Genomic DNA, 13,670 nt, shown 5'->3' with positions numbered 1-13,670 from the left:
GCGTGCAGACCTGCCGGCGCGCGCTCAATCTGGCTTGGCAACCAGCATATCTGTGGGGGGCGCGCGCATCAGATCGCGCGCGTAATTGCCCAAGGTGTTGGCATCGCGCCCCGAATGGCTGCCGATGACCACCAGATCGGGTTGCAATTCGCGGACGCGAAATTGCAGCACTTCATGCACGCCACCGGGCACGATTTCAGGCAGGGGCAGGGATTTGGGCAATCCTTTGAAGCTCATGAAGGTCTGGCGCAGCAACTCGGCCTCTGTCATCTCGGCGCTTTTCATAACATCGGAAGATGGCAGCTTCGCGCTAAGGGGCAGTTGCAGCGCATGGATGGCGTGATAGCTGCCATCAGGCGCAATCGCGGCGGCAATTTCCAGCGCCTTGGCAGAGGCAGGCGCGAAAGTGATCGCGCCCAAAACCTTGCGATAGGGGCGCACATCGGGATTATGGGCAATCAGAATGGGGCAGGGGGCGTGCTGGGTGATCCGTTCCAGATTTGTCAGGCGCACAGTCTCCAGCACACGGCGCACCACATGCAAACCCAGTACGATCAGATCTGCGCCAATGTCGCGGGCCAGTTCCGGCACCAGCTTGCCGGGTTTGCCGTGTAGGATATGGCAGCTCAGGTCCAGTTCGGGGCAGCTGGCGCGCAGCTTGTCCATTTCGGCATCGGCCCGCGCAACCGGATCGACAGGTTTGCGCAGCCGCAAGCGCTGCACCTTGGTCTGGCGCGTTTCAATGGCATGAACCAGCACCAGCCGCGCGCGATGCGCGCAGGCCAATTGCGCCGCGCGCCGCGTGACAGCGGCGGAACGCGGGGTGAAATCTGTGGCAGCAAGAATTGTTTTCAGTTGAAACACAGTCAACCTATGCGAAACATATGAGGGCAGAGACGTCTGAATAGCAGATTGTTCCAGCGTCGTCACTTTTCTTTCTGGCGCAAAAGTGCGTCCCGAATGTCAGCCGTGACCTGCGTTGATGGCAGGTCTTGGGCAAAATGTGCGCGCTGGTTCAAATGCGGAAACCGTCTAGAGAGGTCTTGCGCCAGCACCTCTGGCAGGCGGGCGAGTGTTGCACGCGACACAAGCATGCTTTCAACGGGTATCCCCTCGACATAGATGATCTGATGGTCATCAAAGGCCAGATGGTAATAGGTTACAAAGCCCCCTTCGCGTTGCAAAACGCGGCGCCCGTCGACCAGCGTTTGCGCCTGTATCAGAACCTCTGCGCGGGTGCCAAGACGGTCTTCGCCACGTTGATACAGAAAGATGCGTTGCAGCGGGCCAAGCGTCAGCGCCCCCAGATTGCCCAGAACATTTGGCGCGAATGTCACAGGGGCAAAGGGACCATGCGCGCGCATGGTGATCTGCCCGATCCAGCGCAGGGTTTGGGGGCCATGGTCGCGGGTGCGGATGTCCATGCCGGTTTGCAGATCCTCGACCGCGCATAGGCTGCCATCTTCCATCGAGACGCGCGCCCCCGTTCCAAAACAGCCCTGCACCAATTCGGACATGCGCAGCGCCGAAGCGGTCTCTTGCAGGGCAATCAGTGCATAGCCCGTGTCGGGGCGCATGGGGTTCAGGGGCAAAAACAGCAATGTGCCGCAGCATTCCAGCACCAGCGCTGTCACCACTTCCCCGTCCGAGGACATCAGCCGCATTTCACCGCAAGTCGCCACCTCTTGCCCCGGTGTCAGGCCCGCAAGTTGCGCCTGCTGATCTGGCGCAATTACTGTCCTGTCCGAAATTTCCAGCCGCAGCAGCAGCGGTGCGGCCTGTGGGGGCAGGGTATAGATATCGCCAAGGCAGGCATATGCGGGCAGGCCCAAAGCATCGCCTTCATTTATGCCCCAGCTTACCCGCAGGGCCGACGCCTCGAAAACTTCGCATTCATAGTGATATACCAACACAGTGCCTTTCCGCTTGCGGTGCCGCATGATGACACCACTATTGCGCAGACTCATTTAACATTTTCAATATCGTGCGCACGATGCGCGCAATAATGCCAAAGGGCGCCCCATGGGGCGCCCTTTGGTGTCGTTCCGTGCAGTGCAGGTCTAGCGCGGCTCGTCCATCAGTCCTTTGACAAGCGCGTAGCAGGCAAACAGCAACACAATCGCAAAGGGCAATCCGGTCGAGACAGAGGCCGCTTGCAGCGCCACCAGCCCGCCGCCCAGCAACAAGGCTGCGGCCACCAGCCCCTCGAAGATCACCCAGAAAATGCGCTGGCTGACAGGAGCATTGATCTTGCCGCCTGCCGTGATCGTGTCGATCACCAGTGACCCTGAATCGGATGAAGTGACGAAGAACACGATCACCAGCACAATACCCACGACCGAGGTGATGCTTGCCAGCGGCAATTCGGACAGCATGCCAAACAGCGACAATTCCGGCACATAGGAATCGATCACAAAGCCGAAAACCGCACTATCCGTGACATGATTGATCATCTGGTCAATCGCAGTGCCGCCAAAGGCCGTCATCCAGATTGCGGATACGATGGTGGGGATCAACAGCACACATGTCAGGAATTCGCGCACTGTCCGCCCGCGGCTGACGCGGGCAATGAACATGCCCACAAAAGGCGACCAGCTGATCCACCACGCCCAGTAGAAGGCCGTCCAGCCCTGACGGTAGCCATCATCATCGCGCCCGATCGGGTTGGACAGGGCAAAAATCTCCGAGAAATAGGCCCCGACATTTCCAAAGAATTGCGACACCAGCAACATCGTCGGCCCAACGATAATCACGAAGCACAGCAGAATGATGGCAAGGATCATGTTCAGCTCTGACAACCGCTTCACGCCGCCATCCAGCCCGCGCAACACCGAAATCAGCGCCAGTCCCGTGATGCCCGCAATCAGGATGACAGAGAAGGTGACGGTGTCATTGATGCCTTCTATGCCAAACACATAGCCAATACCCGCCGATGCCTGCTGCGCGCCAAACCCAAGCGAGGTGGCCAGCCCAAACAGCGTGGCAAATACTGCCAATATGTCAATAATATGGCCCGGCCAGCCCCAGATGCGTTCGCCAAAGATCGGGTAGAAAATAGAGCGCACAGTTAGCGGCAGACCCTTGTTATAGGCAAACAGCGCCAGTGAAAGGGCCACCACCGCATAGATTGCCCAAGGGTGCAGCCCCCAATGGTAGATCGTGCCCGCCATCGCGGTCAGGCGGGCCGCTTCGACGGCGGCGGGGTCCATCAGCACACCATCCACAATCCCAAGATCGCGGCTAAGGGGTTGATCGCCCCATGGCGTGGCAAAGTAATATGCAGGCTCCAACACCCCGAAGAACATCAGGCCAATGCCCATGCCTGCGGCGAATAACATGGAAAACCAGCCCAGATAGCTGTAATCAGGCGTTGCATCGACGCCGCCAATGCGGACCTTGCCCAAGGGCGAGACCAGAATGCCAAGGCAGACCAGCACGAAAATATTGCCTGCCATCAGAAAGAACCAGTCAAAGCTGGAGGTAAGAAAGGCGCGCATGGCCCCCAAGGCCGGCCCAACCTGATCTTGAAAAGCCAGTGTGACGATGACGAACGCCACCACGACAATACCGGAAATGGCAAAAACGGGATTGTGTATGTCCAGCCCGAAAGGGCCGATTTTCGGGGTTATGTTGTCTTGACCGATTTCATAATCCGTCTCGATGATCTCGGACGCGCCTTCAGGTTCGCGCAAGGCCTCTTCGCCTGCGTCCTGAATGGCGTCTTCGTCATGGTTCGCCATGCATTTGCTCCATTTTCTGTTTCTTGTGCCGGTGGTGGTTTGCGGCGGTTACGCTGGTGTCGTGGGCGCGATTAGCGCACCAAAAAGACCGATGCCTTGGAATGCACGGCAATCGTATCGCCATGGCCCGCCCAGATGTAATCAAGCGCTTGCGGGGTATGGGTCTGCATGACCACCAGATCGCCGCCCAATTCGGCTATGGCCGCCAGCAGGGTTTTGTCGGTATCGATGCTTGGGTCATGGCTGATGCAGGCTTTGGCGCTGCTTTTCAGACCATGCGCCTTGCCCTGCTCATCCGCGAAGCCTGCAAGCTTGCTTTCATACTCCTGTGGTGTGCGCGCAAGGGCGCTGGGGGCCGTGCCGGATACCCCGACAAAGCAGATTTCGGCCTTGTAATGCAGCGCCAGATCAATCGCGGTCTGCAAGGCGCGGGTCAATTGGTCGATATGCGTCAGATCGACCGGAAAGATGACTTTCCGATACATGGTCCCTCCATTTCATTTGTGGGGGCTGATGTGTGTTTGAGACAGCAGCCTTAACACGGCTTTGTCAGAGAATGTTACCCCTTTGCGGTAAGAAAAAGTAGTTTTGCGACATTGTTGTGTCGTTTTCGGTCACTGGCGGCCTTGGCGGGACAATGCTAGAGGGGCAAGGGATGCAACATGGAGGGTCTGCAACATGGATATGGGTATCGCCGGAAAGCGCGCATTGGTTTGTGCGTCGTCCAAGGGCTTGGGGCGCGGCTGCGCCGAGGCACTGGCCGCAGAGGGGGTTCATCTGGTCATGAATGCCCGTGGGAGTGCCGCATTGGAAGAGGCCGCCGCAGCCATCCGCGCCGCCCATGGGGTCGAGGTGGTGACAGTGGCCGCCGATATCACCACCGAGGAGGGGCGCGCGAAAGTGCTGCAAGCCGCGGGTGCGGTGGATATTCTGGTCAATAACGCAGGCGGCCCCCCGCCCGGAATGTGGAGCGATTGGGAGCGCGAGGATTTCATCAAGGCGCTGGATGCGAATATGCTGACACCGATCGCGCTGATGAAAGCGCTGATGCCGGGCATGATAGAGCGCGGCTGGGGCCGTGTGGTCAATATCACATCGCAATCGGTCAAGGCACCATTGGCGGTGCTGGGCCTGTCGAATTCGGCACGCGCGGGCTTGACGGGCTATGTCGCAGGTACGGCGCGTCAGGTTGCGGGCAAGGGTGTGATCATCAACAACCTGTTGCCCGGTATTCATGACACTGACCGCGCGACCGCGCTGGACGGGGGCGTGTCCAAGGCCGAAGGCATTACAGTGGAACAGGCCCGCGCGAAGCGGCAAGCGACCATTCCGGCAGGGCGCTACGGCACCGCGGCCGAGTTCGGCGCAGCCTGCGCGTTTCTATGCTCGGAACATGCGGGCTTCATCGTGGGCCAGAACCTGTTGCTGGATGGGGGCGCTGTTAACGCGACCTTGTGATCGCTGGCTGCAAAACCGAACACAGCGCGGAATGCGGACATATCCGCATTCTGCATATAGGCTGACAGACATGACAGATTTCAAAACCCTGCCCGCATCTGGCCCCTACCGGCTGGACAACATCACCATACCGGCCTGTCTGTTGGGGCAGGGCGGCGGGCTGGTGCGCCACGCGCTCAGCGTTGAGGGGGGGCGCCTGTCCGACCGCCGTGATATGCCCACGCTGGATATGGGCGGCGCGATGGTGCTGCCCTGCTTCATCGACATGCATACCCATCTGGACAAGGGCCATATCTGGCCACGCAGTCCCAACCCTGATGGCAGTTTCATGGGGGCGCTGGAAACTGTCGGCGCGGACAGGGTGGCCAACTGGACCGCAGAAGATATCGCCACGCGGATGGATTTCGCGCTGCGCTGCGCCTACGCCCATGGCACGCGTGCCATTCGCACACATATCGACAGCATTGCCCCGCAAGATGCTATCTCATGGCCCATATTCGGTGCATTGCGGGCGGAATGGGCGGGGCGTATCGCCCTGCAAGGCGCATCGCTGACCGGGGTGGACCGCGCCGATATGACGGGCGAATATGCCCGAACAGCCGACATCGTGGCCGAACATGGCGGCGTGCTGGGCCTTGTCACCTATCCTGTGCCAGACCTGCGCGACAAATTGCGCGGCTTTTTCAAGCTGGCTATGGATCGCGGATTAGAGGTGGATTTTCATGCCGACGAAACCGCCGACCCTTCTGCCACCACGCTGCGCGTGATTGCCGAAACGGTGCTGGAACTGGGGTATCAGGGGGCGGTGAGCGTCGGCCATTGCTGCTCTCTCGCTGTGCAGCCAGAGGGGGAGGTTTATGAAACCCTCGATCTGGTCGCCAGGGCGGGGTTGAATATTGTGTCGCTGCCCATGTGCAACATGTATCTGCAAGACCGCGCATCCGGGCGCACGCCCCGCTGGCGCGGCGTCACGCTTGTGCATGAGATGAAGGCGCGCGGGATCAATGTCAGTTTCGCCTCGGATAACACGCGCGATCCGTTTTATGCCTATGGCGACCTCGATATGCTGGAAGTGCTGCGCGAGGCCACGCGCATCGCGCATCTGGATCACGCCGACCCGGACTGGATTACGGCTTTTCTTTCCAATCCCGCCCGTGCCTGCGGCTTTGAGATGCCAAGTCTGGAGGCGGGCGCACCTGCCGATCTGGTCATCCTGCGCGCGCGCAACTGGGGCGAGGCGCTGTCGCGCCCGCAATCAGACCGTATCGTTCTGCGCGCAGGCCGCGCGATTGACCGCACGCTTCCTGATCACGCGGAACTCGACCATCTGATGACAGGGCGGTGAAACCCTGTAGCCAAAACGCAAAAGCTGTGGTTGCGCCCTGACTGGGACGCAACTGGCGTGCTACAGCATGCCCGGCAAAACCTGATCCGGCGGGCGGTGCCCGTCAGCGAAGGTCTTGATGTTCAGGATGACTTTCTCGCCCATCTCAATCCTGCCTTCCAGCGTGGCCGACCCCATATGGGGCAACAGCACCACATTGGGCAATTCGCGCAGGCGCGGGTTTATATCATGGCCGCGTTCATAGACGTCCAGCCCCGCGCCCGCAATCTCGCCCGCACGCAAGCCCCGTGTCAGGGCGTTTTCGTCGATGACTTCGCCGCGTGAGGTGTTGATGATGACCGCGCTGGGCTTGAGCAGCTTCAGCCGCCGCGCATTCATCAGGTGGAATGTCGAGGGCGTATGCGGGCAGTTGATGGAGATGACATCCATCCGCGCAACCATCTGGTCAAGACTTTCCCACCATGTGGCTTCCAGCGCGTCTTCCACTTCTGCGCGCAAGCGGCGGCGGTTGTGGTAATGCACCTGCATCCCGAAGGCGCGCGCGCGCCGCGCCACCGCCTGCCCGATCCGCCCCATACCCAGAATACCAAGCCGCTTGCCGCCGATGCGTGTGCCAAGATTGGCCATGGGCGACCAGCCGCGCCATGTATCGGCCTGCATCTTTGCCAGCCCCTGCGGGATCTGGCGGGTCACTGACAGCATCAGCGCCATCGCCATATCTGCCGTATCATCGGTCACCACGCCGGGGGTATTGGCCACTAGAATGCCGCGCTGGCGGGCTGAATGCACATCGATATGGTCCACGCCTGCGCCATAATTGGCAATCAGTTTCAGCCGGTCGCCTGCCTGCGCCAGCAATGTCGCATCGATATCGTCCGTCAGGGTGGGCACCAGCACATCGGCGCGGCGCATCGCCTGTGCAATCTCTTCGCGGCGCATGGGCGCGTCATCTTCGCGCAACTCTACATCGAAAAGTTCTTTCAGGCGGGTTTCTACCACATCGGGCAGGCGTCGCGTTACGACAACACTCAGGCGTTGATTGGGCATTTGCGCGTCTCACCTCTTTGCATCTGACGGTGTTTCTGGCAAACTGCCAGCACTTGCTGCGTTCTACAAGCGGTCAAATGCCGTAAACGGGCCGCAACAGTGACAAAGAGCAGTTCAAACCCAAGGAACCCGGACCAACCGGGCGCACAGGCACATGAGAATACAGGCTTTCTGGACTGTGGCGCTTGCCGCGCTGATTGCGTGGGCGCCGGAAATGGCGCAGGCCAGCGAACGCGGGCCGGTGACAAACCTGCCCCTGCCGCGCTTTGTCTCGCTTAAGGCGAATGAAGGCAATGCGCGACGCGGGCCGGACCAGTCGCACCGCATCGACTGGGTGTATCAGCGCCGCGACCTGCCGCTGCGGGTGACGGCGGAATATGAACATTGGCGCAAGGTCGAAGATGCCGAGGGCATGGGCGGCTGGATGCATTACGCGCTGTTATCGGGCTTGCGCACTGCCTTGGTGCAAACCGATATGGCACAGCTGCACCAGCGCCCGGATGTGGCCAGCCCGCCCGCCGCCCTGCTGGAGCGGGGCGTGATTGCGCGCATCCGTACCTGCCAGCCCGACTGGTGCCGGCTGGAGGTGGACAGCGCGCGCGGCTGGATCGAGAAGCGCCATCTGTGGGGTGTCGACCCCGAAGATGTGTTCGAGTAGGGAGCGCGCTATTCTATCCGGTAGGGCAGCAATTCGCGGAAATCATGGTCAACCTTCAACCGCCTTTCCAGTGGCGGGACAGAGCGTTGATGGCATGTGTCACGTTCGCATATGCGGCAGGAAATGCCGATAGGCTCGAAACTCGCCTCGCGCCCCAGATCCATGCCATCGGCATAGACCAGCGCGCCTGCATGGTCGATCTCGCAGCCCAGCCCGATGGCGTAGCGCCGCACAGGCGCATGAAACGCGCCGCCCCCTTTCGTCACCGCCAAAGCAAGGCAGAAATAGCGCACCCCGTCCGGTGTTTCGGCCAGTTGCCGCAAAAAACGCCCCGGCGTCTCGAACGCGCGGTGCACATTCCACAACGGGCATGCGCCCCCAAAACGGGCAAATTGCAGCCGCGTGGCAGAATGGCGCTTGGTGATGGTGCCTGCCTGATCGACGCGCACGAAGAAGAAGGGCACCCCCTTCAGGCCGGGGCGTTGCAGGGTTGACAGGCGATGGGCCACCTGCTCGATCGAGGCGCCGAACTGGTCGGCCAGCGCTTCCAGATCGTGGCGGGTGGCGCTGGCCGCTTCCTGAAAACGGCGATAGGGCATCAGCGCGGCACCTGCGAAATAATTGGCAAGGCCGATCTTGGCGATGGCGCGCGATTCATCCGACTGGAACCGCGCCAAGTCCAATGTCGCTTCCAGCAGGTCATTTTGTGTCAGCAGCGCGACTTGGTGTAGCATCTGGAACGCTTGCGTGGCGCGGGTGGCCTTGGCCGAGATCTCCAGCGTGTTTGTGTCATGGTCGAGATGGCGCAATATCCGGCCGGAACTATAGCGCAGGGTGATCTTGCGCCGTGCCAGTGCCTCGGTCGCCAGCGACAGGGCATCGCGCCCCTGTGCTGCGAAATGTTCGGCAGCGCGGTCCACGGGGTCGATGTAATTGTCGCAATAATGGAAGAAATCGCGCACCTCTTCCCAGGGGGACAGGCGCAGGGTGGTGTCTTCGCGCCCCAACGCCTCGTCCAGCGAGGCAAGCTGTTCCTGCGCTTGCCTATAGGCGCGGTGCAGGTCCAGAAAGGCGCGTGCAAAGCCGGGCGCATTCGCGCCCACCAGCCGAAGATCGGGCAGGGCAGGGGTGGTCTTGCCAAAAAGCGGGTCTGCGAAAGCTTCGCGCAGGTCCGACACAAGCCGCTCGCTGTCGCCTGCCGAAAGCTCGGTCACATCCATCCCGAATTCACGCGCCAAAGCCAGCACTACCGCAGTGGACAGGGGGCGGTTGTTGTTTTCCATCTGGTTCAGATAGGGCAGCGACACACCCAGTTTTGTGGCGAAATCCTTTTGGGTCAGGCCAAGCTGGTTGCGCGTCTCTCGCAGTTTCGCGCCCGCGTAGAGTTTTTGTGGCGGCATATGACCCCGGCTGGTTTTGCTAACTCTGCGTCAAGGCTTTGCAAAGTGGCGTTGCGCGGTCAAGCTGAAATCTGCTTTTCGCGGTGCAGCACATACAGCAGCGGCAAGATTGCCAGCGCCGTGGTGATGACCATCAGCCAGATCAGCGGCGCGGCCCCGCTTTCCGCAGTCAGGATCGCGCCTGCAAGGGCCGACAGCCCGGCCCCGCCGCCGATCATGATCGCCCCGCCAATCCCGCTGGCCGTGCCTGCCAGATGCGGGCGCACCGACATCATGCCGGATGTGGCCGAGGGCAGCAGCATTCCATTGCCAAGCCCAGTGAAGATGAAGCACCCAAAAAAGACAGGGGCCGATAAAAACCCCGCCAGATACAGCGCCAGCAACAAAACCATGCCGCCAAAGCCCACAAGGCAGCCAAGCAGGATCATCCGGTTGATCCCCAGCCGCGCGGCATAGCGACCGGCCAGAAAATTGCCCGCCGCATAGCCCAAGGCAGGCGCGCCAAAATACAGCCCCAGCACCGATGGGGACAGGCCAAACACCTGCGAGCCGACAAACGGGACGCCGCCCAAATAGGCAAAGAACGCCCCCGAGGCCAGCGTTGCCGTGACGCAATAGCCCCAGAATCGCCGTGCGCGCATCAACTCTGGCACACCATCGAACAGGCCCTTGACCGGCCCGCCGAGGTTCTGTTTTGTCTCGCCCATGTCGCGCCAACTCAGCACCAGCACGCCGATCCCCGCCAGCAGCATCAGCCCGAAACTGCCGCGCCAGCCAAATGCTTCGTCCAGCACCCCACCGATTGCGGGCGCAATCATCGGCACAATCGCCATGCCCATTGTCACATAGCCAATGCGCGAGGCCGCCTGCGCCTCGTCCAGAACATCGCGGATAGAGGCGCGGGATAGAACAATCGCAGACACGACCACTGCCTGCATCATCCGAAAGATCAGGAAGACGACCGCCGAAGTTGCAAACAAGGTTCCGATTGTCGCCAGAATAAACCCGATCAGGGCGGCCAGCATGACCGGCCTGCGCCCGAACCTGTCGGAAATCGCGCCGATGAACACCTGCAAAATTGCGTTCACCAACAGATATAGTGACACAGAAAGCTGCATCACCGCATAGTCGGTGTCGAAATACACGGCCATGGACGGCAGCGAGGGCAGAAACACATTCATCGCCAGCGCCGCGATTGACGCCTGCGCAACCAGTGTTGCGACATGCGGCGGTGTCTGGCTGTCCAGAAACCTGACTTCAGCAGCGGGGTGGGCCTGCATCATGGACCTGTGCTTTCGATGGGGTTTGCAGCTCGTATTACACATGTGAACAGAAGTGCAAGGCCCGCAAAAGTCAAGCTGTCGTAGGGTTTGCAAATTAGCGGCGCAAGGTGCGGGCATATTTGCAAATTTTCCGAATTTCACTTTCTTGTTGCGCAGCGCGCCGGTAGTGTAACACAAAAGGCAAACTTGGCCTGATTTTGTGACGATGGGGGAGCGCATGAAGGACATCTTGCAACAACTCGAAAGCCAGCGTGCAACCGCGCGGCTGGGGGGTGGACAGCGCCGCGTTGATGCGCAGCATGCCAAGGGCAAGCTGACCGCGCGCGAGCGGATCGAGCTGTTGCTTGATGAGGGAAGCTTCGAGGAATTTGACATGTTCGTGGCCCATCGCTGCACCGATTTCGGGATGCAGGCCGAACGTCCGGCGGGCGACGGGGTGGTTACGGGCTGGGGCACTGTGAATGGCCGGATGGTCTATGTCTTTGCACAGGATTTCACGGTCATGGGCGGCTCTGTGTCCGAGACGCATGGCAAGAAAATCTGCAAGATCATGGATATGGCGATCCAGAATGGCGCGCCGGTCATTGGCCTGAACGATTCAGGGGGCGCGCGCATTCAGGAAGGGGTGGCCAGTCTGGCCGCCTATGGCGATGTGTTCGACCGCAATATCAAGGCATCGGGCGTGGTGCCGCAGATCAGTGTCATTATGGGGCCATGCGCGGGCGGCGCGGTCTATAGCCCAGCGATGACCGACTTCATCTTCATGGTGAAGGATTCCAGCTATATGTTCGTCACTGGCCCCGATGTGGTGAAAACCGTCACAAACGAGGTAGTCACCGCCGAGGAGTTGGGCGGCGCGTCAACCCATACGCGCAAATCTTCTGTGGCGGACGGGGCATTTGAAAACGATGTCGAGGCAATGATCGAGGTGCGCCGCCTGATCGATTTCCTGCCGCTGAACAACCGCGAAAAGCCGCCGGTGCGGCCCTTCTTCGATGACCCTGCGCGTGTGGAGCCAAGCCTTGACAGCCTGATCCCCGACAACCCCAACAGCCCTTATGATATGAAAGAGCTGATCCAGAAAACCGCGGATGAAGGAGATTTTTACGAAATTCAGGCAGAGTTTGCGAAAAACATCATCACCGGATTCATTCGTCTGGAAGGGCAGACAGTGGGTGTGGTGGCCAACCAGCCCATGGTGCTTGCGGGCTGTCTGGACATCGATTCCTCGCGCAAGGCCGCGCGCTTTGTGCGGTTCTGCGATGCGTTTGAAATTCCGATCCTGACATTCGTGGATGTGCCGGGCTTTCTGCCGGGGACAGGGCAGGAATATGCGGGCGTCATCAAGCATGGTGCGAAACTGCTGTATGCTTACGGCGAAGCGACGGTTCCCAAAGTCACGGTTATTACACGCAAAGCCTATGGCGGGGCCTATGTGGTGATGGCGTCCAAGCATATGGGGGCCGATTTCAACTATGCATGGCCCACGGCAGAAATTGCGGTGATGGGGTCCAAGGGGGCGGTTGAAATCCTCTATCGTTCGGAACTGGGCGACTCGGAAAAAACCGCCGCGCGGATCAACGAATATGAAGAGCGCTTTGCCAACCCGTTTGTTGCGGCAGAGAAGGGCTTTATTGACGAAGTGATCATGCCTCAATCCACGCGCAAGCGCGTTGCGCGCGCCTTCGCGGCATTGCGCAACAAGAAGCTCGCAAACCCATGGAAGAAACACGACAATATCCCGCTGTGATGCAAAGATGCTGGGGGCAGGTCGTTTGATACGGTCAATGGAACAGGCGGCAGCTTCTGCGCTTGTGCTATGCGGCGCGGCGCAGGCTTTCGCGCAGGATGCGCCGCTGATCCTGCCCTCGGGTGTGCAGGCCAGCTATTACGATATAATCTGGGATGAAGACCTGTCGGTTATTCGCCTGCGCTATGTCGTGCCACAACTGGCAGAGCCTGAAAGCCTGTATCACGCGGATGCGTTGCGCGTTTTTGAAGACATGGAATGGCTGTGTGAAACACAGATGCAGAATGTGTTTGCCGCCGGAGAAGATGCGCGCGAACAGGGCTGGGAAAGTGTTGTGGTTACGCTGATGGACAGGCCGATCGAGTTCGGTATGCGTGACGCGGAAATTTTTCAGTTGTTTGAATGGTTTTCTCTGTCCATGGATGGATGTGAACCTGAATTGGATGAATATCATGACTGATCTGGCCGACCTGTCCCTATTTGATGCAACGCTGCAACAAGGCACTGATGACGAAATATTTTCGTGGTCAGGATTCTGCAAACACGCTAATGTGGTGCCGTGCGCGTCCATTCAGGCGCGTGCGAACCATAACCAACGGGCGCGTGCATCAGAAAAATCGCGCTCTGGCATTTTGAGCAGGAGAATAGAATGGCGAAACTCGCTTTGGCCGCAGCGTTTCTGGTGTCTTTTATCCCGGCAACCTGTGCGAAAAAGTCCCCCGAACCTGTTCAGCATTTCGAGCCAATCTCGGCCCCGATCTATGTTGAACCCGCCTCGTCCAAGGGCAAATACCGCTGATATTCAGGCAGGGCAGAGCTTTGGCTCTGCCCTAGCCAGAGTTGACAGCCGCGTGCGGCGCGCTGTCACAGACCGCCCTTATTCGGATGCGCACCCCATGGGCGCAATGTCCCTGTGGTCAAACGAAATTGCTTCTGCTACCGTTTCAGTGCCGTGCTGCGGCAACGCATGTGCGGAAACTTGGTTGGGA

Annotated in this window: 13 protein-coding genes; 6 read left to right on the top strand and 7 right to left on the bottom strand. The window is 59.8% G+C overall.

Annotated elements, in window-relative coordinates; all coding sequences use genetic code 11:
• Positions 1-24: 24 nt before the first annotated feature.
• The 4 genes from BG455_RS06185 to BG455_RS06170 form a co-directional block, all read right to left on the bottom strand.
• Positions 25-864: a universal stress protein gene (locus BG455_RS06185; RefSeq protein WP_211307035.1), complete on the bottom strand. Its 840-nt coding sequence runs from the start codon at positions 862-864 to the stop codon at positions 25-27.
• A 62-nt stretch (positions 865-926) separates the two neighbouring features.
• Positions 927-1,967: a Hint domain-containing protein gene (locus BG455_RS06180; protein ID WP_071469063.1), complete on the bottom strand. Its 1,041-nt coding sequence runs from the start codon at positions 1,965-1,967 to the stop codon at positions 927-929.
• A 93-nt stretch (positions 1,968-2,060) separates the two neighbouring features.
• Positions 2,061-3,740: a BCCT family transporter gene (locus tag BG455_RS06175; protein WP_071469062.1), complete on the bottom strand. Its 1,680-nt coding sequence runs from the start codon at positions 3,738-3,740 to the stop codon at positions 2,061-2,063.
• Between the two features lie 71 nt (positions 3,741-3,811).
• Complete coding sequence (locus BG455_RS06170; protein WP_071469061.1) at positions 3,812-4,225, bottom strand: universal stress protein; 414 nt, start codon at positions 4,223-4,225, stop codon at positions 3,812-3,814.
• 193 nt (positions 4,226-4,418) lie between these two features.
• Between BG455_RS06170 and BG455_RS06165 the strand changes: the two genes are divergently transcribed.
• Positions 4,419-5,198 carry an SDR family oxidoreductase gene (locus BG455_RS06165; protein ID WP_071469060.1) on the top strand — a complete coding sequence of 260 codons (780 nt, stop codon included), beginning with the start codon at positions 4,419-4,421 and terminating at the stop codon, positions 5,196-5,198.
• Positions 5,199-5,268: 70 nt separating this feature from the next.
• Complete coding sequence (locus BG455_RS06160; RefSeq protein ID WP_071469172.1) at positions 5,269-6,543, top strand: cytosine deaminase; 1,275 nt, start codon at positions 5,269-5,271, stop codon at positions 6,541-6,543.
• A gap of 60 nt (positions 6,544-6,603) precedes the next feature.
• Here the strand turns inward: BG455_RS06160 and BG455_RS06155 are convergent, their stop codons facing one another.
• Positions 6,604-7,590 (bottom strand): 2-hydroxyacid dehydrogenase, encoded by a 987-nt coding sequence (locus BG455_RS06155; protein WP_071469059.1) that lies wholly within the window; start codon positions 7,588-7,590, stop codon positions 6,604-6,606.
• Positions 7,591-7,744: 154 nt separating this feature from the next.
• Between BG455_RS06155 and BG455_RS06150 the strand changes: the two genes are divergently transcribed.
• Positions 7,745-8,248, top strand: coding sequence for an SH3 domain-containing protein (locus tag BG455_RS06150; RefSeq protein ID WP_071469058.1), 504 nt, complete (start codon positions 7,745-7,747; stop codon positions 8,246-8,248).
• A gap of 8 nt (positions 8,249-8,256) precedes the next feature.
• Here BG455_RS06150 and BG455_RS06145 read toward each other — a convergent pair whose 3' ends face one another.
• Together BG455_RS06145 and BG455_RS06140 are read right to left on the bottom strand one after the other, a co-directional pair.
• Positions 8,257-9,648, bottom strand: coding sequence for a helix-turn-helix domain-containing protein (locus BG455_RS06145; protein ID WP_071469057.1), 1,392 nt, complete (start codon positions 9,646-9,648; stop codon positions 8,257-8,259).
• Between the two features lie 59 nt (positions 9,649-9,707).
• Positions 9,708-10,931: a multidrug effflux MFS transporter gene (locus tag BG455_RS06140; RefSeq protein WP_342742038.1), complete on the bottom strand. Its 1,224-nt coding sequence runs from the start codon at positions 10,929-10,931 to the stop codon at positions 9,708-9,710.
• A 217-nt stretch (positions 10,932-11,148) separates the two neighbouring features.
• Here BG455_RS06140 and BG455_RS06135 point away from each other — a divergent pair, with 217 nt between their 5' ends.
• From BG455_RS06135 to BG455_RS17280, 3 genes are all read left to right on the top strand, one after another.
• Positions 11,149-12,681 carry an acyl-CoA carboxylase subunit beta gene (locus BG455_RS06135; protein WP_071469170.1) on the top strand — a complete coding sequence of 511 codons (1,533 nt, stop codon included), beginning with the start codon at positions 11,149-11,151 and terminating at the stop codon, positions 12,679-12,681.
• A gap of 37 nt (positions 12,682-12,718) precedes the next feature.
• Positions 12,719-13,141, top strand: a complete 423-nt coding sequence (locus BG455_RS06130) for a DUF6497 family protein (protein WP_071469056.1) — start codon at positions 12,719-12,721, stop codon at positions 13,139-13,141.
• Between the two features lie 189 nt (positions 13,142-13,330).
• Positions 13,331-13,480: a hypothetical protein gene (locus BG455_RS17280; protein WP_170124687.1), complete on the top strand. Its 150-nt coding sequence runs from the start codon at positions 13,331-13,333 to the stop codon at positions 13,478-13,480.
• Positions 13,481-13,670: the final 190 nt, after the last annotated feature.

The sequence above is a fragment of the Roseinatronobacter thiooxidans genome (genome assembly GCF_001870675.1).
GTDB classification, from domain to species: Bacteria; Pseudomonadota; Alphaproteobacteria; order Rhodobacterales; family Rhodobacteraceae; genus Roseinatronobacter; species Roseinatronobacter thiooxidans.
This window is presented reverse-complemented; position numbering and strand designations above follow the sequence as displayed.

Bases quoted from the DNA above. Each gene is read 5' to 3' on its own strand.
- BG455_RS06180 (WP_071469063.1), bottom strand. From the start codon at position 1,967: ATGAGTCTGCGCAATAGTGGTGTCATCATGCGGCACCGCAAGCGGAAA.
- BG455_RS06175 (WP_071469062.1), bottom strand. From the start codon at position 3,740: ATGGCGAACCATGACGAAGACGCCATTCAGGACGCAGGCGAAGAGGCC.
- BG455_RS06170 (WP_071469061.1), bottom strand. From the start codon at position 4,225: ATGTATCGGAAAGTCATCTTTCCGGTCGATCTGACGCATATCGACCAA.
- BG455_RS06165 (WP_071469060.1), top strand. From the start codon at position 4,419: ATGGATATGGGTATCGCCGGAAAGCGCGCATTGGTTTGTGCGTCGTCC.
- BG455_RS06160 (WP_071469172.1), top strand. From the start codon at position 5,269: ATGACAGATTTCAAAACCCTGCCCGCATCTGGCCCCTACCGGCTGGAC.
- BG455_RS06155 (WP_071469059.1), bottom strand. From the start codon at position 7,590: ATGCCCAATCAACGCCTGAGTGTTGTCGTAACGCGACGCCTGCCCGAT.
- BG455_RS06150 (WP_071469058.1), top strand. From the start codon at position 7,745: ATGAGAATACAGGCTTTCTGGACTGTGGCGCTTGCCGCGCTGATTGCG.
- BG455_RS06145 (WP_071469057.1), bottom strand. From the start codon at position 9,648: ATGCCGCCACAAAAACTCTACGCGGGCGCGAAACTGCGAGAGACGCGC.
- BG455_RS06140 (WP_342742038.1), bottom strand. From the start codon at position 10,931: ATGATGCAGGCCCACCCCGCTGCTGAAGTCAGGTTTCTGGACAGCCAG.
- BG455_RS06135 (WP_071469170.1), top strand. From the start codon at position 11,149: ATGAAGGACATCTTGCAACAACTCGAAAGCCAGCGTGCAACCGCGCGG.
- BG455_RS06130 (WP_071469056.1), top strand. From the start codon at position 12,719: ATGGAACAGGCGGCAGCTTCTGCGCTTGTGCTATGCGGCGCGGCGCAG.
- BG455_RS17280 (WP_170124687.1), top strand. From the start codon at position 13,331: ATGGCGAAACTCGCTTTGGCCGCAGCGTTTCTGGTGTCTTTTATCCCG.